The following is a 20779-nucleotide window of genomic DNA, read 5'->3' on the forward strand; positions in this document are numbered from 1 at the left end:
AGTATAAGATTTAAATTGTTGGCAATAATTAAATATCGTTTTAGCAGCTACCTCAACCTGTGATTTTAAAAACAAGGTTAATTCAGCATCCTTTTGTATTATAATTGGTTACGAGCACTTAAAAGTGTAAACAAACGGCGCCAGTGTGTTACCATAGCCGACCTTTGCAGTGCCTGTTTTATCGGTAATGAAGTACTCTATTTTTGTGATAGTTTGCGCGGCCGTAGTATTAAAAAACGACTTGGGCCAAAACGTTAACTGGTACTTTTTACTGTTTGGCACCGCTTGTATCATTTTGGTTTTATCAGTTTGCTCGCAAACACTAATGGTTTTACCATCACTGGTATAGGCGGTAGCGCACAGGTAAGTTTCGGTAGCGTTGTTTAGCGGCGTGTTAACAACCGTGCCATCAAAGGTTAACGTAATGATGTCATTATCTAACGATTTTGGCGGGTTAACTGTGGTAAGCTGCGGATTACAAAAATCAATCAGGTCGCCGGTGCCGCCTGTAACTTCAAAGCAGGGTGTTACCACTTCGCTGTAATAGGTACCAAACTGATCGCTGGTAAACCCGTGGCCGGTATCGGTAATGGTGTAGCCTAATTTTACCAGGTAGTTGTTATTATCGGCAGCAACCTTTGTTTTAATGGTGATATCTCCCTTAAATTCAACCCCGCCGGTGTGTGAATATGCTTTATCTGACTGATAAGCCACCCATTCCATATCGTCAATAAGGTTACCGCCAATCTGGAAAGTTTTTTTCATGTAGGCTGTCCAGGTTAGGCCGTTTCCGTTTTTACCTAAGGTTCCTTCGGGTATCAGCGTCATGTTGCCGCTGCCCTGCGCGCCGGAGTAGGTTACAACGGTGTTTTGTGCTGCTTTCCATCCCTTGGGTACCAAAAAGCCAAACACCAGGTAATCGGGGCCGCCATCTGCCGCCGTTGGTATAGATAGGTGAACGGTTACAGTCATTGTAGACCCCGCTGTTGCAGTTGCAGGCTGGTCAACGCTGGTTATCACCTCGCCGCAGCAGGCCAGTACAATAGCCAGGGCAGTTAAGGCGCAAAACTTCCATAAACCTTTACCTTTTATATGTAAATATGATCTCATAAAATCTGTTTTATTAGTAGGTTATGGTTTATGGTTAGTTAACTTTTTGCAGTACGTACACATAGCTGTTGTTTGGGCACCCCGGGCTAAAAGTGATGCTCAGCTGCCTTTTACCATTCACAATTGGATAATTGAACGGTGTTGATACAGCTGTGCCACCTGTTGCCGTAAACGTTATTTTAAACGGATATTCCGGATCGTCGAGCGAGAATTTGCCGTTGGCGTTTACCAAAAATGGCAGCGGGTTTTCAATGGTATAGCCACCATCTTTAAAATTCACCCTAAATTTGGTAAAATCGATAAGGGTGGTAAGCTCGGTACCGTTGCGTGTTGCCCTGATCACCTGCCAGCTGCCCGTGATATCTTTGATGGATTCTTTTACCGGCAATACCTTTTCGGCTTTGCATGATGCCATCAAAACAGCCGCTATCGCTACCAGCAAAAAGCCGCACTGTTGCATTATATTATTCTGTTTCATTTGCTTTTTAGGTTATAATGATGATCAATACCCCGGATTTTGTAACATCTCAGGCGATTTGGCCACCTCCGTTTGCGGGAAAGGCCACAGGTACATAGCCGTGCGGAAGTTGCGCTTGCGCACCGGGAAGGTTTTATAAGTAACCGATGTATTATTGCGGTCAACCTCCATACCGTAGGTTTGGATATTGTCGGTCTGGTCGGCTATTTTCCAGCGGCGCACATCCCAAAAGCGGTGCTCCTCAAAAGCAAGCTCGATACGGCGTTCGGTCTGAATGGCTTTACGCATATCGGCCTGGCTTAACCCGGTTGGCAACTGGTACGGGTTTAGCCCTGCCCGCTGGCGGATAGCTTCAACAGCCTGGTAAACCTGTGTGGTTGGGCCTTCATATTCGTTGGCGGCCTCGGCGTAGTTAAGCAGGATTTCGGCATAGCGTATTAATGGCCAGCATCTTTTGGTTGGATGTGTAAAATCCTGCGAAACGGCATCCGGATCGAGCATTTTATTGGTATAGTAGCCTGTACGGGTGCCTACATTAACCGCATCAGGGCCGGTAGTTTGACCGTTGTACGTACCGGTAAAAATATTAATAGGCGATTTGCCCGACGACAGCCTGTTTTGGATAAGCGTTTGATCGCGTATAACCGTATAATCTAAACGCGGATCGCGGTTGGCATAAGGGTTTTGCGGATCGTAGCCGGATGTTGGGTCGGTGATGGCTTTGCCCGTGTTCATTGGGAATGTATCAACCAAACCTTGCAAAGGCAGGGCGCCATTTTTGCCCGTACGTGATGGTGGCTGCCACAGGCTCTCAAAATCGGCATTATTGCCGCGCATTAGCTGAAAAATATATTCGGTGTTAAGGGGCAAGGTAAACAGGTGCTGAAAGCCATAGCCGGGTGCGGTACCATTATCAACGTTGAGTTTATAGGCTCCTGTACCAATTACAGCAATTGCGGCATCTTCGGCCAGTTTCCAACGTTCTTTATCGTAAGTAGCATAGCCTACCAGTTCTTTTGTAGCGCCATCACCTATCGATTGCCCGTTAAATAACGGACTTGCAGCATACAGCAAAACCCTTGATTTTAAGGCCAGGCAGGCGCCCTTTGAAGCACGGCCATAGTTTAAGCCGCTTTGAACGGTTGGCAACTCCAGCGCGGCGGTATCGCAATCGGCCAAAATATAGTTTACCGTTTCGGCGTAGGTATTCCGTTTTGCGGGGATGGCATCTGTATAGTTGTAAATCTTATCATTAACTATATGCACGCCGCCGTAGTGTTTCAGCAATATAGCGTAGTACCATGCCCTTAAAAAATGGGCCTCGGCACGCATTTGCGTTTTGGTAAAATTATTTATAGGCGATTTTGGCAAATTGGCCAGCAGCTGGTTTACCGAGCGGATGTTTGTATAGCTGTTTCTATAAGCATCATCGGTAACTACAGCCGCGTTGATTGTGCCTGTTTCAAAAGCCAAAGCGGTAGAACCGGCCGATGTGTAAACCTCGGCTTCGTCTGACGACGCATCAAGCCCGCCGTATCCAAAGCGCCCGGGACTAAAGCTGAAACCCACATTACTGTAGATGTTTGCTAAAAACGCCACCGTATTGGCGCTATCGGCAAATACCGTGCTTTGGGTTAAGTTTGATGTAGTGGTTTGCCCCAGGAAACCATCCTTTTTACAGGATGACATGCCCCAAAGCGCAAGCCCGAACATCGAAAAAGTAAGAACCTTGAAGTAAATTTTTTTCATATTACAGGTTTATTTACAATAGCATATTTTTAACACTACAAGTCCATTTAAATTAAATCAAAAAATCGATTTAGCTAAATTTGGCAACTTTACGCAGATTGCCCTAAAAAAAAGTATATTGGTGTTAGTTGGTTTATAACAGATGGTTAATCTGAGTGCTAATTTAAATCATAAAAACGATTTAGCAAATTTTTCGAACACTTTTTTTTAATTTATTTTGTTTGCACTAAAAGTCGCTAAAAATTAGAAAAGTGGTTAAAAACCGGGCTAAATATTATAAGCCCGGTAATTAAATTCGTAACACTATCCCCTACTTTATTTTGTTAAAGTAACGGTTAAAAAACAGCGCCTGGTAAACCACCGAGTTGCTCCAAAATTCCCAGGTATGCGCTCCCGGCCTTACCGTAAAATCATGCGGAATCTTACGCATTAAAAGCTCATTATGAAAAGCAACATTCGCCGGGTATAAAAAGTCATCATAACCGCAATCCAACGTAATAAGCAGCGAGTTTGGTTTTAACAGGTATATCATATTGATAACGCTGTTTTTTTCCCACCGTTCGGGGTATTGACTGTATTTTCCCAACACCTGTTCAATACCAAACGCGTCCGAAAAGGGCCTGATATCCAGCGCGCCGCTCATGCTGCCCGCCGCGCCAAAAGTATCCTGGTGCTTAAAGGCAATGTACATGGCACCGTGCCCACCCATACTTAAGCCGGTGATGGCCCTCCCGCCCCTATCGGCAATTGTAGCGTAGTGTTTATCAACCCAGTTCACCAGTTCGGTTCCAACATAAGTTTCGTATTGCCAATCCTTATTCATAGGGCTATCAAAATACCAACCTGCAAAATTGCCATCGGGGCATACAATCATCATTTGATACTCGTCGGCCAGTTTGGCAATAGCGGGTACTTTTAAAATCCAATCGCTGTAATTGCCGCTAAAACCATGCAACAGGTACAGTACCGGAAACTTTTTGCCGGCCTGGTAACCGGCGGGCCTTATTACTACCGCCTTAATATCCTGGCGCATGGCGTTACTGTGCGTTAAAACGGTATCTACCGTAGCTGCATCAACCTTTATAAAGCTTATAAAAAAGGCTATAAGGGCTATTATTGTTCTTTTATTCATATGGGTATAAGTATTTTCCGGTTAGGGTTATTTGGCGGCTACGATAGTAATGCGGTGATTTTTGGGCTTGTTAATGGCATAAATCTGGTCTGTTAATACATCCGTTTCTTTTTGCCAGGCATCGCGCAGGCTTTTGTAGCGGGCGCGGCTATAGTTATCTTTATTGCCATTCACAAAAATGTCTTTTACAGCGTATTTTTTTACGGTATCCATAGCGGCGTTGCTATCGTTGTGCAGCAAACCTTTGCCCTTTAAAAAATCATACTGCATCCAAACATACATTCTTGTACGGCGCTCAATATCCCAGCGCTCTTCGTTCAGTTCGCGAACCTGGATGGCCTGCTGGTATTGGGGAGTTGTGGTAATTTCGGCCATATTAACGCCATCGGCCAGTTGCCGGGCCGACCAACTGCCTATCTGCTCGCCGTCAATCATCACCTTGTAATCGCCGTCCTTAAGGCCTTTAACGCTCAACAATTCCTGGTTAAACTCTTTGGTAAACGGCACTACTTTTAGGGCATCTGCCTGCTTTTTACGATTGCCCCAGCCACGCGGAATGGTATCAATAGGATAAGGCAGCGAATTGGCCAGGTAATTAAACGCAACCGAATCTGCACCGGCTGTTATATTACTGATGCGGCAGTTTACAGCCTTTAACACTTTTTTATTTTGGGCATTGATGCTTAAATCGGCAACATACTGATTATCCAGCCCCTGGGCTTTTAAAAACAGGTAAGCCATCACCAGGTGGCCATCGTTATCGGGGTGTACCCTATCATTAGGCGTAAGGCTAAAAGTGGAATCTTTTGCCTGTTCGCGCTGATTGATGGCTGCCATAGGGTGATAAAAATCTACATAACCGTAGCCGTTTCTTTTAGCCGCCTCCTGCTGAAAATCGATAATCTTTGAAAAGGCTATACTTTTTTTAGGATAGATATTTTTGGTGGTAAACTTAGAGGTTTCATCATACGGAGAACCCAAAATGAATATCTTTTTAATAGCCGGCAATTGTTTCAGCTTATCCTCCAGCATGCCATAGTATTTATAGCTCCCCTGGATCCTTTTATCCATCACATCCTGTGCGTCGGCACGGTACCACTCAAAATAGCCACTATCATTCATGCCCCAGGTGAGGGTTAACACGTTAGGCTTTTTATCAAGCACATCATCATCAAACCTATCATAAATCTGGCCTATAACGTCGCCGCCAATACCTGCGTTAAAACAGGTTATCCGTGCGTTGGGGTAATGGGTCATGTAATACAGCCATATGTACGAGTGGTAATGTCCGCCATCGGTAATGCTGTTGCCCACAAATGCCACCCTGTCGCCCGCCTTAAACGGCGCGATTTTTTGCGCGCTGGCCCAGATGGAAAGGCTAATGCCGGCTAATAGTAAAAATGTTCTCTTCATTGTATGTTAATCAAATTAAATTCTTCTCTGCTCCCTGTTACCATCCCCCTCTCAGAAGGGAATCAAGCTTACCCCCGCTCTTTTCTTGTTAAATCCCCGCTCGAGAGGGACGCGAAAGACCGGGCGGTGGCAGGGGTGTGTTAACCAGCGTTCATTAGCCACTCGTATAAACACACCCCTCCACCCTCTCAAGAGGGGAATCGCACGTTCCCCCGCTTTTTTTTCAATTCCCCTCTCGAGAGGGGGCGCGAAAGACTGAGTGGCGGCAGGGGTGTGTTAACCAGCGTTCATTAGCCACTCGTATAAACACACCCCTCCACCCCTCTCAAGAGGGGAATCGCACATTCCCCCCCGCTTTTTTTCAATTCCCCTCTCGAGAGGGGCGCGAAAGACTGAGTGGTGGCAGGGGTGTGTTTGGCCGACGTTCATTAGCCGATCATATAAACACACCCCTCCCCCCCTTTCTCAAGCGGGGAATCGCACGCGCCCCCGCTCTTTTCTTGTTAAATCCCCTCTCAAGCTGAGAATCGCCCTTTTCCAGCTCTTTTCCACCTACAAACCCACCAGCGAATATGGTATCCTTACCCCTTTCACCTGGTAATAATTAGGGTCCTGGTTATTATTAAAACAGGTTTGGGTTGAGCAGCTGCCACCATCGGCATTATAGTTTAGGCAATAGGTAACCAAAAGCTCGTTATGCCCATTATTAAACTCGGGATGTATTGCCGGCGTGTAATATTTAGCCAGGTGCCCATTGTACATATCATTAATGGTAAATACCAATTGCGGTGCGGTAAACGGCCCCTTCGGACTGCTTGCTGTAGATATGTAAATGTTGTGGTTGCCCGGATCGCAGAAGTAGCCCAGATCCATTTGCATCATTACATATTTGCCGTTCACTCTTGATATGATTACGTTTTGCTGCGTTGTATTGCCCGAACCAACGGTAATTGCAGCTGTTGATGCAGATTGCAGGCTGGCCGACCAGCTTGTGCCTGTCCAGAATGTCCAACTGGTTGGGTTGCTCACCGCAAACCGCGCCAGGAATACATTTGATGAATTGAAATAGACGCTTTTACTGCCATATACATAAACCGTATCTCCCGCCGGATTTTTTACCATCCCGTTGGAAAAACCGACATCAGTTTGGCCCGACATACCGTTAGGCGTAAGCCTTGTTGCCGCACCCCAGTTTAAACCAGCTGTGTTTTGGTTAATGGAGTAAACGGCCTGGTTTGCAGGGGTCGATCCGTTTGCAGATTCATAAGTATACAACAAAACCTTGCTGCCTGCCTCAATCCCAATGCCCGGCCAGCGATAAGTACTGTTATGGTCACCTGGGCTTTCAATGATCTCCAGGTTGCTAATGGGCGAATTTGTAGTAGTCATATTGGGCGTTAATGATTGATCCCAGCTATGACTTGCCGGCTGTAATAAAGCCGAATTATGGTATTTAAAAAATTGGCAATACAATTGTCCGTTTGATTGTAGCTGATCTGCCGCGTACGCATCCTCGGTTATCCAAAGTACCTTTCCGCTATTGGCTCCATAGGTAAGGGCAATACTTTTACCTTCATCAAAAGCAACGGTACCGTTTGCCCGGTGAAAAAAGTTTACCACATCATCATCCCGATATGATTCGGCGGTGATGCTGTTTAACACCCATTGCTGGGAGGTGTTGCCAGATACAAAAGGCTCCTGCGTTATGGCAGTACCATTGCTGGTTGAAGCGCCCTCGTTGGTTACAGCCAGCCCATTGCCTACGTTAATAATTTTGTACACATTGGTACCTACCGATTGGATGTACCATTGCTGCGCGTTGTTAGTATTGGCTTTATCCTGCCATAAGCCTACGCCCGGCGTGGTAGATGCCAGGGGCACTTCAAGGTATTTGCCGCTGGCAACATTCATGAGTTTAAATTTGGTGCTGCTGGTAATAGCGCCGGTACCTTGCTGAATAATGTACCATTTTTGATTAGGGTTTGTTGCCGTACCGCTGCCAAAATATTGGTATTGCTGGGCAGCATTGGCATCGTTTAACATACCCACACCATTTATTTCGATGATTTTACTGCTGGATACATTACTAATATAAAAAGTGCCATATGCGGATACAGGCGACCCGGACAACGGAATTTTGGCACCTCCGGGATTCGTTACAGGGGGCTCGGGTTTAGCCGATTTTTCGCGCTTGCAGGCAGCAACTAAAGTAGTGCCGGCAATAAGCAGGGTAAATAATTTGGTTTTCATAATTTGGTTTTGATTAATTGATAGATATATAATTTATTATTGGTTTTTATAAATCGATTTAGCATATCTTCACAATTCAACCACTCTTAATTAAAACATTACTTATATTAAATTCCCCAGTTTTTATTTGGCTTGCTGCCCATGGTAAGTTCCAGTGTGCCGCCCGCGGCTATGTCTCTAAAGTCGAGGTAACACTTGTTGTAAGCCCTGCCATTTAACTTTGCGCTTTGGATATAAACATTGGCCGCCGAATTTTTGAGCGCCATAATGGTAAATGTTTTGCCTTTTGCATATTTCGGGTCGAGTCTTAAAACTACTTTATTAAATACGGGGCTGGTAATTTCCTGCCGGGTATCGCCGGGGCAAACAGGGTGTAACCCACTGGCGGCCAACACATACCAGGCCGACATCTGACCCACATCTTCGTTCCCAACCAGGCCATCAACCGAGTTAAGGTACGCACGGCGACATATTTCCCTGGTCCATTTTTGTGTAAGCCAGGGCGCGCCTAAACGATTATACAAAAATGGCACGTGGTGTACCGGCTCGTTGGAATGGTTGTAATAATCATTCCACATCATGTTATTTGGGGCTTTTTCAAAAAAGTTGTTGAGGTCGGCAATGGTTTTGGCGTTGCCACCCATCATTTGGGCCATGCCTTTTACGTCCTGTGGTACAAACCAGCCTTGTTGATACGGGTTGCTTTCAATAGTGCCATACCATTGTTTGGTGCGTGCCGAATCGGGCCAGGCTTTCCAGTTGCCGTTATCGTCTTTTGGCCTGTACCAGCCTTTTTCGGTATCGAACACGTTTTTGTAGGCCTGCCCCCGTTGGGTGTATTTTGTGGCATCAGCAGTTTTTCCCAGCCATTTAGCCAGCTGCCCCACACACCAATCGGTATAAGCGTATTCTAAAGTTAAGGATAAGCTTATATCGCCGCCACTAAAACCTTTTTCACCATTGCCAAATTTTTCAACTGAGCCCACCGCAAGGCGATAAGCCTCGGGCACGTTATAATTGCGGATGCCTTTGGCGTAAGCATCGGCAATTACCGATACAGCCGGGTTACCAATCATACAACCGCTGTAAGCGTTCATGATCTCCCAGCGTTCCAGGTAATCCATTTTCTTTTCCTGCGCTAATGTCACCAGCGAGTTGATCTCATCGTTCACCAGGCCGGGGTTGATGATGGTTTGCAGGGGCATCTGGCTGCGGAATACATCCCACCCGCTAAAAATAGTCCGCTTGTTAAAATTAACCGCATGATGCGCCTTGCCGTCGCCGCCCGGATACTTGCCATCCACATCGCTTATAATCCGGGGATCTATCATGGTATGGTAAAGTGCTGTATAAAATACCGTTTTTTGATCTGGCGTGCCGCCCTGTACACTTGCTTTTGACAACGCTTTATTCCATAAAGCAATGGCTTTTTGATGCAGGGCATCAAAATTCCAATCCTTAACCTCGGCATTTAAATTATTTTTTGCTCCCGCTATGCTTACAAAGGATATGCCTGTTTTAAGCATTACCTGCTCATTGGCCTGCGTGGCAAATTGCGTGTAAAAACCCAGGTGTTTGCCTTGTTTTTCTGTTGCGCCTTTTAATACTTCGGCTTCGGCAACCCTATCTAAATATCTTTTTCCGGTTACATCGTCCAGCTTACGGCTCCAGTCATCGGGGATATTGGCACTCCAAACACCAAAATCCTTTAGTGGCTTGCTAAACTCGGCATAAAAATAGACGGTGTAATCGGCATGGCCATCGCCATTGCCCCAGCCGCCGCCATCTGGCGTGCATTTCATCCAGCCTTCAATAGTATGGTCATTAACAACTTTTACGTATTGCAGCGTTGAAGTGCCCCCTACCCTGCGCGCCAAATCAATTTGGATACGCGAATCGCGGCCTTGCGGAAAGGTAAAACGCAGCATGCCGCTGTGCGGGGCAGCCGTCATTTCGGCCTTAATATGATGATCGGTCAACAAGGCACTGTAATAACCGGCCGATGCTTTTTCACTTTTTTTATCGTATTGCGAGCGATAGCCCTTCATTGATCCATCCATTTTACCGGCTATGGTGTACATTTTGCCGGCGGTTGGCATCACCAGGAAATTGCCCAGGTCGCCGTACCAGCCTATACCGCTCATTTGGGTCATGGCAAAACCTTCAATACTGGTATGCTCAAAGCTGTAACCCGGGCCATTATCGCCTCCCGTTATGGTGTTTGGACTTATCTGTACCATACCGTAAGGTGTAGTAGCCCCTGGAAACGTTTTACCAAGGCCGTGGTAAACTCCGGCTTCATCTGCGTTGGTAGTTGCACCAATAAAAGGATTTACGTAAGCAGCCGGCGTTTGAGCGTTTAACACTGCCACCCCGAGAGTTAACGCAGCGGTTAACAGCACAGTAAAACTTTTTTTGGCCGACAAAGCCACAAAAACAGCCCGTTTATTATTGGTCATCTTTTTTATCCCCGGAAATATATTTTAGAAACTCTATTTATAATTGGTAATTATCGACCAAATTATCTAATAAAAACGATTTAGCAAAATTTTGTATGATAATTTTTACAAAGTTTTTTTAAGCTGCTGCGGTTTATGGTGACAGGGCTTTTTTGGCACTGTTTCTATCTTACGGATTTCATCAATTAATAAAACCAGTTGTCATTTCGAATCCCTTGAAGGGCGGGAACGTGTGGGGGAAAGGGTGAGAAATCTTGTACGCCTTGCATTCCGAGAGCTTGTGGTGATGCAGAGAGTACAAGATTTCTCTTTCGCGCTCCCGCTCTATGCCTCCCCTTGCTCCATCGAAATGACAATTTTCTTTTATTAAAAGATGTGGGTACACGGTAGCCCCGGCACGCATTCCAACCCTGGGTCGCTTGAAATGACAACTGATTTTATTACAAACAGCAGTCTTCGTTATAAGCAAATAGCCACCCAACGAATGCTGAATGGCTATTTGTTTAGTTCTTATATTTATTGTATCAAACTACAACCGGTCATGCGTATAAAACGCAATCTCCTCCATGGTCATGAAATTGCCGCCGCCCCAGTTGGTGAGCAGTTTAAACCTGTAGTACCTGAATTTGGGCGTACCATTGGTCACGGTAAATTCTTCGCCGGCCAATGCAAAGGCTACATCGGCGGCTGTGTTTTGTCCGGGTGGTAAGCCCGATGGTTTTACCGAGGTGTAGGAGCCTATTTTTGTCCAGCTGGAAAAGCTACCATCTGCCGATGGGTTGTTGCTGCCGTACAGCTCAAAGGTTTTCACGCTCTCCAGGTTATACAGCCTGTCATTGGCCTGCCAAACTTTAAAGCGGCTTATGGATGCTGATGCGCCGCTATCAAATGTAAACCAGCATGGGATGATGGATTGCGTGGCAAAACCCGGAGGGTTATAATTTTCGTCCCACAGGTAGCTTTGCAGCCAGCCGAAACCACCTTCATCTACATCGGTAGGTAAGGTAACCAGAGCGAATTTTGATTTATCAAGCTGCCTTTCAAACTTTGGCAAAGTAACTGTTGACGCCGGGGGCGAAAACGTTTCAAACGCGGTTGAATCGGGCTTGTATAATGATTTGTAGGTAAGCTGCGTGCTTTCTTTATAATCGGGCAGTTCGGTACTGGTTTCGGTTGGCGGTATCACTATTTTGCGGGCCGCGCCGTTTTGCCCGGTATAGTTAATTTCCACCCCTAATTCTCCGCCGGCAGGTTCGCCCCAGCTCAGTTCTATCTTATTGCCATCGGCACTTTCAGTTAGCGATTTTAACGTTCTGTTGGTTAATGATGTAAGGTAGCTTGGGCCATAAACTATACCCGATCCGTTAATAACCACCGACTTATGGTTTTGGCTATCAAACGTGTATACCGTAAAATTATAGTTGCCTTCGGTAAGGTTAGGAACAATCACTTTAACGGTATCCTTGCCGCCCGAATGCGTTACAGCCACATCGGTAGAGTCGACCTGGTTATTCCAGTATACCCTGATTTTGGTAACCAGCGGATCGTTGCCTAAAACTACCGCCAATTGTACCCGGTTGTAACCTGCCTGCACCAGTATGGTATCTGCCCGGCCGGGATAGGTGATCTCTCCGCCTTTTTCAAATTTTTTATACGCATCGCCCGTTGTTTTTGTGCAGGAGCTTAACCCGGCAATAAGGCCAAGCACATACAGGAGGGCAAAATATTTTATCGTCTTCATAAATTCTTTTTTTGATCATTAATTAGTTGCATCTCCATACATCATCAGCTCATAAAAATTGACGTACGACCCGTTTGACCAATTTTTTAATGTCTTGAACCTGATGTAACGTACTTTGGGTGTATTGAGCGGGAAGGTTACGGTTTCGCCCGCAAGCGCCGCATCTATATCAGCCTGCGAAAGCTGCCCTTCGGGCAAGCCTGACGGTTTAATTTGTGTATGCGAAACCAGCAACGTCCAGCTGCTGTCATAGCTACCATCGGGATTAGGGTTGTTTGATCCCCATATTTCAACCACCCTTGGGTTGTGCAGCGTATAAAAGAAACTTGGGCGCATAAACCACACCAGGCGGCTTAGCTTGGCGGTTACCCCCATATCAAAAGTAAATTGCTGCGGCATCCGTGATGCATCGCCCGTATGGTAAAAACCGTCGTTTACGTTGCCATCAAAAAGGCCTGCTATATTGCCGCCATAACCAAGCGGAGCATCGGTAGGTAAAACTATGCCCTTCATTTTTGTACGGTCGAGCAATTGCTCAAACAATGGGGTTACCGTTACCATCAAGGTATCTGAAAGGTTGCCCCACCTGTCGCGCACAAAAATGCCAAATTTGGTAGGCGTTGCCGGGAGGCCCCTTGTTGAAAAATCGCCTTTTTTAAGGCTGGTATAATCGGTGTTGATGGGCACAAATTGTTTAAGCGAATCGTTAGCAAGCACAACAATAGCCAGGCTTTCTTCGGTAGCGTTTACAAATTTTACGTTGATGCCGCCAAAATCGGGCGATACCACCAGGCTATCGCGCACCAGGCTCACCGAAGGCGTTAAAGGATGCACCGTTACAACGGTTGGGGCCGATACGTTCTCGCTTTTATCAACCGCATACAACGTAACCTGGTAAGCATCGGTATCGCCAAAGCCAACTACCGTTAAATTACTGTTATAGCGGCTCACCTTGGTTTCGCGCACGGCACCCTGTTTGGTGGTGTACACGGCCCTGATGTATAACAAATCGGCATCGTTAGGCAGGGCATAGCTTATTTTTGCCGAGCCATGCAGGTTTTCGACGCTTACGCCCGTTACCGGCCCCGGCGCAACCCCATCTTTGGTAACGGGTTCAAGCTTATCCTGCTTACAGGAGTTAATGGCCAGCATGGCCAAACTCATAAAGCACATTAATAATATCTTTTTCATTATCTTATATTTTAGATGGATATAATTTTTTTCCGACATCATTTACATTTTAATCACCATCCCGAGTTTTGAACCAGGTTTGGATTAACCTGCAAATTGTACTCTTTAATTGGCCAGAAATAATCGCGCGGGGCAACAAACCTGGGGCTGTACAGCAGCACGCGGCGGTTATAATCTTCATAAGTGCTTTGTAAAATATCCCAGCCGTAAATTGGCGCGCTTAACACCTGCGGTGCGGTTTTCCAGCGGCGAAGGTCCCAAAAGCGGCTGCCTTCAAACGCCATCTCGATACCACGCTCCTGGCGGATGATGTCGCGCAGGCCGCTCACACTGGTATACTTAGCCGGATTGGTTGAAAAATTGGTCCATGAGCTCTCTACCGATTGCAGGCCTGCCCTTGTCCTGATCTGGTTTAGGTAAGGCAAAGCAGCTGCCGAATTACCCGATTCATTTAAAGCTTCGGCATATAACAGGTACAAATCGCTCAGGCGCATAACCGGCCATGGGTACGATTCGAGCGTTACGTTAGTTGACGAGAACACCAGGTTCCAGTTCACAATTTTTTTGGTGTAGTAGCCGGTAATGGAATATAAGCGGCTTTGCTTTTTACCCGAGTATTGCTCCAGTTTGCTTTGCACATTATAGGTGCCGTTTTTCATAAACCAGGTTGAGCCATCAAAAGCCATATCGGCATAAAAGCGGCGCTCCCTGTCAAAATGCAGCCCCACGGTTTGATAGCCGTTTTGCATACCGGCATCGGCGCTTGTGGTGGTACGCAGTTTAAAGCGGTTGGCATAATCCCAGGTTTTATCTTCTTCAATGGGTACGCCATTTTTGGTGTAAAACAGTTCGGCCATTTTTAACGGTGGCGCAAGCTTGCCTTTTAAATCAAGGTTGATGTTGTTAGGATCAAGCTGCGGAATGGCAAACTCCTGTAACCAGAAGGTTGGGTTCCCGCTTGATGTTAAGCCCCAGATCAGTTCGCTGTTCCACTTTTCGCAAACCGAATTGCGGATGTCCATTTCTACCTTGGTTACATTATCAACAGCGGTAATACCCGGTGTAAAATAATACAGCTTTAACCCCGCTGCCGCTGCGGCATCAATGGCAACTTTACAGGCGGCAGCAGCCCTTGCCCATTTGGTGGCATCATACTGCGGGTTAAAAAGCAGCTTGCCATTATTGGCCTTCAGGCCTGCAAAATCATTATTACCGTTAAATAAAGGGCTGGCGCCGGTAACCAGCACACGGGCCTTAATAGCAAGTGCCGCTACCTTGGTAACCCGCCCAAGCTCGGTTGATGCACTGGTAATTACGCTTGGCAAGCCGGTGTTATCATCGCCTGCGGCAGCATCGTCAAGCAGCCGGGCAATGTAATTCACAACCGAATCGGCCGGCTGGCGGTATACTTTAACATCTTCGGGCGGCGCGGTTATGGATATATTTTTATCCATGATAGGTATAGGCCCATACATCCTGAACAGGTACCAGTGAAAATATGCTTTTAAAAATTTGGCCTCGGCCACCCAGCGTACTTTAACATAGGGTTGCAAATCGGTTACTTTATCCAAATTATCTAAAAAGGTATTACAGGCCCTTATCCCCTGCCATAACGATTTACCATCATAGCCATCCCAGTAGTTCATATAAGGATCGGCCCGGTTTTGGTTACCGCGGGCAATGTTATAGGGGTCAAGGTAAAAGAAATCTTCGGTCATGGGCCAGTAGGTCCAGGCTTCATCGCCGCCGCTGAAAGCGGGGTTTTTATCGGGATGCCCTTCCTGCGGCAGGTACGAGTACAGGGTAAACAAATATTTTTCGGCCTCGTTGCGGTTGGCAAAGGCATTATCAATGGTTGCCACGTTATCGGGCACTACATCAAGGTAACTTTTTTTACAGGACGGCATGCCTGCCACTATGAGCAGCAACAAGGCAAGGCCCATAGATTTTCGACCTAAAAGGCCTGAATATCGGGTGTATATAGTTAACAATTTCATCTCGATTAAATTTTAGCAGGATTTACAGTTGAACATTTATCCCCACGTTAAACACTTTTTGAACCGGGTAACCAAGCCCGTTACTCCCTTGCTCAGGATCCCAAAGCTTAAAGCCGCTGATGAGGAACAGGTTGGTACCGTTGGCATAAATCCTTAAGCCCGATATATGGAACCTTTTTAAGGTTTTATCTTTAATACTATACCCCAATTCGGCAGTTTTCATGCGCAGGAAAGCTCCGTTGCGCATCCACCAGTTGGATGGCTGGTTATTGTTGGTATTTTGTGTTAAACCAAGCCTTGGCCAAAAAGCATATAAGTTCCGATTATCTTCAGACCAATGATCATTAGCCACCACATTAAGCAAACCATGCTGATAAGCGCCGTTGGCCACAAAGGGAGAAATAGCAGTAGGATCGATAAAAAATGACGACCGGGCCGATCCCTGGAAAAATGTACTGATATCAAAGTTTTTATAGCCGAACGAGAAGCCGAAACCGTAAATAATTTCGGGCGTGGTTGGGTAACCAAGGCCGTTAATCATATCAAGGGCGGTAATTTGGCCGTCGCCGTTTAAATCGCGGTATTTGATATCGCCTCCCCTAACTTCGCCGAAGTTTTGCTTGGGCGAGTTTTTTACATCTTCGTCATCAACAAACAAACGTTCGGCAACAAGGCCGTACACTTCGCCCAGTGATTGCCCCACGCGCGACAGGTATTGTTCATTTGCCGGGTACGCAGGCTCTTCATTCACCAGCAGCTTACTGGCGGCATAAGTAAATGTGCCCCGCATTTGCAGCCAGGCGCTGCCAAAGTTTTTATTATAATCCATAGCCACATCGATACCCTTGCCTTCGGCTACGCCTACGTTGGCGCTCACAGGGGCGGTAAGGCCCATGGTGGTGGGAATGTATTCCCGCTGCATTAAAATATTGCTGCGGCGTTCATGATAGGCATCTATGGTTATGTTAAGGGCATCAAACAAACCCAAATCCATCCCGATATTGGTTTTCTTTGATTTTTCCCAGGTGATACCATCATTGGCATACCTGGAGATAGAAACGCCCGGGCGGTTGTAGGCATAATTTTCGCCAAAGTACGACCCGAAATTACCGTCGTTAAGGTTTACGTTGGATAGGTAAAAAAACCTGTCGTTGGCGTTACCAATCTGGTCGTTACCAACCAAACCATAAGTAGCACGGAACTTTAACTTGGTGATGGTGTGGACTAAGGGTTCAAAAAACTTTTCGTTATTAACATTCCAGGCAACGCCTACCGACGGAAAAAAACCAAAACGGTTGTTGCGTGCAAAACGCTCCGATCCGTTGTAGCCAAAGTTGGTTTCAAACAGGTAACGGTTATCATACCCATAGGTTAGCCTGCCGCTAACACCCTGGTTACGAAAAGGGAGCGACGATTGCAAATCGCCGGCATTACCGGTAACATAGTTACGCTGTATACCAATGAGCAAGCCGCTTATATTATGCAATTTATTAAAAGTGCGGTTATAGTTTAAAGCAACCTCGGCATAGTTGGTACTGTTTACAATTTTATTGCCCTGGTTGAAGTTAAGGTATTCGGTAGCCGATTTTTCGTTTAATAACGATAAAGTATAACCCTTAGAGTCGGTAGCCGAGGGGCTGGCCGCGTAATAAAACGGCGTATACTGCCTGCTCAGGTTAAAGTACGCATAGCGCTGGGTATAAGCCATGGCCCTTGCCGAGAGGCCTTCGGTAATAAATTTCAGGTCCTGTTTAATTTCCAGCTGTACATTCAACGTTGATGTGCTGTACTGCTGAAATCCCGATACCATATCGGCAAAAGGGTTATCATAAACTTCGCCATTTGATCCTCTTGGCGCGTTACCAAATAAAGGGTGCTTCACCAAAGGCAAATCAGATGCGGGGAAAGTTGCAGGGAACAACACCGGGTTGGCATTTAGCGCGCTGCCAAAAACGGCGCCGCCACCGCCTATAGGCCCGTTATAATCATCAAAATCGCCTGATGTGCGTACGATAGCCTCGGTAGTTGAGGTAAGTTTTACATTTACGTTCGACCGGATCTCGTAGCTTTTAAGGCTTACGTTGTTGTTGAAATTGTTGCCTGTTTGCGCCTTTAACACGCCATTATCCTTATTGGCCGATGCCGATATATAATATTGCGCCCGGTTAACGCCGCCGCTGATGTTTAAATTAAGCCTTTGGTTATTGGTGTAGTTTTTAATTAATGAGCCAATCCAGTCATTACTCGGGTAAAGCAGCGGATTATCCCCGGCCATGGTATGGTCAATTTTGTTTTGGGTATACGGCAAGGGCGACAGCGGGTTACGGGTAAGGGCCGCTTCGTTTGATAATTTCATATAAGTGATGTTATCGGCCAGGGCAAAGTTTTGCGTGTTTGATGAGGTTGAGTTTTCAAACCGCACATTCATTTTGGTATCGCCCACTTTGCCCGATTTGGTAGTAACCAATATAACGCCATTGGCGCCACGGGCACCGTATAATGATGAAGCTGCCGCATCCTTCAGGATAGAAAACCCGGCAATATCATCGGGCTGAAGGCGGGCCAGCGTGTTGGTGGTTGATTCCATACCATCAATCAATATCAGCGGATCGATTTTGCCCGAGCCAAATGAGGTTATTCCCCGGATAAAGAATGAGGCATTATCGGCCCCCGGTTCGCCGCTGCGCTGGTACGATATTAAACCGGCAATACGGCCGGCAAGCATGGTGGTTAAGTTACTGGTTGGCCCTTTTAACTCTTTGGGGTTAATGGTAGTGATAGAGCTAACCATGCTTTCCTTTTTCTGGGTACCGTACGCTACTACCACAACCTCGTTCAGGTCGTTTTTATCGTCAAGCAAAACCACATTAATAGTGTGCCGCTGGTTTACGGCTACCTCCTGTTTGGCATAGCCCAGAAACGAAAACACAAGGGTATCGGTAGCTTTGGGTACCTTGATGGTATAATCGCCGCTGACTGTGGTAATGGTACCGCTTTTGGTATGTTTTATGGCAACACTTACGCCGGGCATTACCAGTCCTTTGTTGTCGGTTACCTTGCCACTTACAGTAAATGCCGTTTGCGCCAGGGATACCTTCCCCAGGATCAATAAAAACAGTAAGCAACAAAGGTACTTCACCTTCAAATAGGTAAAAATTCTTTCATTCATGATGGGTTTGTGTAAAGGTTGAAACTATAATTTGGTATTTGTATGTACATAATTACATATTAAAATAACAAAAACAAAATTTTTCACGATAAAATTTAAATAAGTTGTGAATGAGTGCTTAAAACACTCCTTTTATTCTGTATTCTAATGATTTAGGCGATCATAAGATCAATTTAAATAACAAACATTCGAACATATTTACTAAATGTTGATACATTATAAAATATTTTAAAAAGTCTGGTTCAAAATGGGTTGATTGGCCCGGAGAAACCGGTATTAAAAGGCACAAAACAGATAGTGTAATTTTTTGTAGCTTTTGTGTATGTTTTTTGTAACTTTTTTTGATGAAAAGTTCAAATTAATGACATAAAAGTGTAGCATAAATGATGGGTTTTCACAGCTGACGGGGCAAAAAAAGGCATAACGCAAAACAGGGCGTAAAGGCGGCCTGTCAATCATTTTTTTATACTTCTAATGAGCACATACCCGCGCGTCATTGTAAGTATCTATCAGATAAAACCTAAAAAAAATAGAGATGAGGTGCAACGAAATAAAGCTAAATCAATTTACCAAAGTATCGTCATTGCGAGGAACGAAGCAATCCCGAACTATGTGGGACTTAGCATGTCGGGGATTGCTTCGTGCCTCGCAATGACGGTAGTTCTATATTGGCAATCAGACACTTATTTATTTTTAGAAGCCCACTGTTTTAAAACGGCAATGGCGTCGTAAAGCACCCCGGCCTCGCCCCTGAAATCGCCCGAGCCTTTTGGGGCGCCGCTTCGTACATCGTACCACTCAAAAAAACCTTTGTTGGCAATTACCCTATCCAGCATCGGCGATAGCTCGGCATAAGCATCACTGGCGTAACCGTATGATAGTAAGGGAGCTATCATGCGGCCGCCAAACCATGTCCAGTCGCCGCCATTCTGGTAATCATAGGAGTGCATATTCGGGAAGCGCTCTGTTGGGTATGGCGGGTAAACGGTAATGCCGATAGTTGCATGCTTTTCTTTAGCTGCCGCAGCTACCATCTGGCGGTTTATTTCTTTAACCTCGGCCGGGGTATTAAAACCAGCCTGTATAGCGCATATCGATCCGCCTAAATACAATATCTCTTTTTCATTAAAATCGGCCGCAAAGGGACTGCCATTCAGGTACAGGTGCGGGATATACTTTTGCTCTTTACTATCCCACAGGTATTTACGCACGTTTTTGGTAACATTAGCCGCTACCAGCGCCCAGTTTTGTTTGGCTTTGTATCCTTTAGGCTGCATGGCCACAAAATTGTGCAGGGCTATCACAAACATGGCGTTATCATATATATCAATAGCCCATTTGGTTTTATCGTTAATGGCCACACCCCAGCCGCCATCGGCCTGCACATCGCCCCAATCAATGGTGGTAGCCCCGGTTACCAGGCCATACTTTGCCGACCAGCGGTCTTTTTGCAGGTATGTAAAAGCATCCTCCATACGCTGCAAAACCGTTTTGCCACCTATCACTTCATTCAAAATGGATTTATCGCCGGTAACATCAATATATTTTTTTACAGCCTGCACCAGGGATGATTCCTGGTCGGTCTCCACCGTATTTTTATGGGCCGCCCAGCCACGCAATAAAGGCGAGTAGCGGTATTTGTAGCCCACGTTAGCTTTGGCGCTATCTACGACACCATCAACTATGTTACCATCGTCACCCTGAATCTTAAAAAATAGTAGTATCTTTGTTTTAACCTCATCCTTAGGATGCACCTGGAGCGATCCCTTAATAAAAGTATTAAAATCGCGAATCCAAACCTCGTTGTAGGATGTGCCTGCAGAAAAGCCCGAAAGTAATTTTAAAGCCCTCGCCTGGATAGTATCTAACCGTTCATCGGCCACGATAGCTTTGGCAAGCGCCGCCTTACCTGTTGTTTGAGCGTTGGCAGATAAGCCGGTAAACGTAGAAAGCGTAATAAAAAAAGGCAAAAGTATTTTCATGCAGAGTTTATTTTATAAATGAAAGCAATTTTAGGATATAATAACGTTGTTATCTGGCACAGATAATAAATATGTACAAACATAAAAACATTAAAATTCAATCCAAAT

General features: G+C 45.8%; 12 protein-coding genes. All 12 read right to left on the bottom strand.

Going from position 1 to position 20779, the window contains the following annotated elements; genetic code table 11:
* Positions 1-108: 108 nt before the first annotated feature.
* The gene (locus AC1RM2_RS31540; RefSeq protein ID WP_492989102.1) at positions 109-1110 is read right to left on the bottom strand and encodes a DUF4961 domain-containing protein; all 1002 of its coding nucleotides are present in this window, start codon (positions 1108-1110) and stop codon (positions 109-111) included.
* A 34-nt stretch (positions 1111-1144) separates the two neighbouring features.
* Positions 1145-1588 carry a DUF5004 domain-containing protein gene (locus AC1RM2_RS31545; protein ID WP_492989103.1) on the bottom strand — a complete coding sequence of 148 codons (444 nt, stop codon included), beginning with the start codon at positions 1586-1588 and terminating at the stop codon, positions 1145-1147.
* A 24-nt stretch (positions 1589-1612) separates the two neighbouring features.
* Positions 1613-3337, bottom strand: coding sequence for a RagB/SusD family nutrient uptake outer membrane protein (locus AC1RM2_RS31550; RefSeq protein WP_492989104.1), 1725 nt, complete (start codon positions 3335-3337; stop codon positions 1613-1615).
* A gap of 310 nt (positions 3338-3647) precedes the next feature.
* A complete protein-coding gene (locus AC1RM2_RS31555) occupies positions 3648-4469 on the bottom strand; it encodes an alpha/beta hydrolase (protein ID WP_492989105.1) in 822 nt (273 codons plus the stop codon).
* 27 nt (positions 4470-4496) lie between these two features.
* Positions 4497-5882: an SGNH/GDSL hydrolase family protein gene (locus AC1RM2_RS31560; protein WP_492989106.1), complete on the bottom strand. Its 1386-nt coding sequence runs from the start codon at positions 5880-5882 to the stop codon at positions 4497-4499.
* Between the two features lie 552 nt (positions 5883-6434).
* Positions 6435-8132, bottom strand: coding sequence for an RICIN domain-containing protein (locus AC1RM2_RS31565; RefSeq protein WP_492989107.1), 1698 nt, complete (start codon positions 8130-8132; stop codon positions 6435-6437).
* Positions 8133-8239: 107 nt separating this feature from the next.
* Entirely contained in the window at positions 8240-10591 is a 2352-nt protein-coding gene (locus tag AC1RM2_RS31570; protein WP_492989108.1) for a GH92 family glycosyl hydrolase, read from the bottom strand.
* A gap of 529 nt (positions 10592-11120) precedes the next feature.
* Complete coding sequence (locus tag AC1RM2_RS31575; protein WP_492989109.1) at positions 11121-12332, bottom strand: DUF4998 domain-containing protein; 1212 nt, start codon at positions 12330-12332, stop codon at positions 11121-11123.
* 18 nt (positions 12333-12350) lie between these two features.
* Positions 12351-13523 (bottom strand): DUF5000 domain-containing lipoprotein, encoded by a 1173-nt coding sequence (locus AC1RM2_RS31580; RefSeq protein ID WP_492989110.1) that lies wholly within the window; start codon positions 13521-13523, stop codon positions 12351-12353.
* 53 nt (positions 13524-13576) lie between these two features.
* Positions 13577-15520 (bottom strand): RagB/SusD family nutrient uptake outer membrane protein, encoded by a 1944-nt coding sequence (locus tag AC1RM2_RS31585; RefSeq protein WP_492989111.1) that lies wholly within the window; start codon positions 15518-15520, stop codon positions 13577-13579.
* A gap of 22 nt (positions 15521-15542) precedes the next feature.
* On the bottom strand, positions 15543-18689 hold the full coding sequence (locus tag AC1RM2_RS31590) for a SusC/RagA family TonB-linked outer membrane protein (RefSeq protein WP_492989112.1): 3147 nt from the start codon (positions 18687-18689) through the stop codon (positions 15543-15545).
* A 683-nt stretch (positions 18690-19372) separates the two neighbouring features.
* The gene (locus tag AC1RM2_RS31595; protein WP_492989113.1) at positions 19373-20671 is read right to left on the bottom strand and encodes a glucosidase family protein; all 1299 of its coding nucleotides are present in this window, start codon (positions 20669-20671) and stop codon (positions 19373-19375) included.
* Between the last annotated feature and the right edge of the window lie 108 nt (positions 20672-20779).

The organism is Mucilaginibacter sp. GW822-FHT03E02, assembly GCF_058801545.1.

Coding starts and splice junctions, on each gene's coding strand:
- AC1RM2_RS31540 (WP_492989102.1), bottom strand. CDS start 1,110: ATGAGATCATATTTACATATAAAAGGTAAAGGTTTATGGAAGTTTTGC.
- AC1RM2_RS31545 (WP_492989103.1), bottom strand. CDS start 1,588: ATGAAACAGAATAATATAATGCAACAGTGCGGCTTTTTGCTGGTAGCG.
- AC1RM2_RS31550 (WP_492989104.1), bottom strand. CDS start 3,337: ATGAAAAAAATTTACTTCAAGGTTCTTACTTTTTCGATGTTCGGGCTT.
- AC1RM2_RS31555 (WP_492989105.1), bottom strand. CDS start 4,469: ATGAATAAAAGAACAATAATAGCCCTTATAGCCTTTTTTATAAGCTTT.
- AC1RM2_RS31560 (WP_492989106.1), bottom strand. CDS start 5,882: ATGAAGAGAACATTTTTACTATTAGCCGGCATTAGCCTTTCCATCTGG.
- AC1RM2_RS31565 (WP_492989107.1), bottom strand. CDS start 8,132: ATGAAAACCAAATTATTTACCCTGCTTATTGCCGGCACTACTTTAGTT.
- AC1RM2_RS31570 (WP_492989108.1), bottom strand. CDS start 10,591: ATGACCAATAATAAACGGGCTGTTTTTGTGGCTTTGTCGGCCAAAAAA.
- AC1RM2_RS31575 (WP_492989109.1), bottom strand. CDS start 12,332: ATGAAGACGATAAAATATTTTGCCCTCCTGTATGTGCTTGGCCTTATT.
- AC1RM2_RS31580 (WP_492989110.1), bottom strand. CDS start 13,523: ATGAAAAAGATATTATTAATGTGCTTTATGAGTTTGGCCATGCTGGCC.
- AC1RM2_RS31585 (WP_492989111.1), bottom strand. CDS start 15,520: ATGAAATTGTTAACTATATACACCCGATATTCAGGCCTTTTAGGTCGA.
- AC1RM2_RS31590 (WP_492989112.1), bottom strand. CDS start 18,689: ATGAATGAAAGAATTTTTACCTATTTGAAGGTGAAGTACCTTTGTTGC.
- AC1RM2_RS31595 (WP_492989113.1), bottom strand. CDS start 20,671: ATGAAAATACTTTTGCCTTTTTTTATTACGCTTTCTACGTTTACCGGC.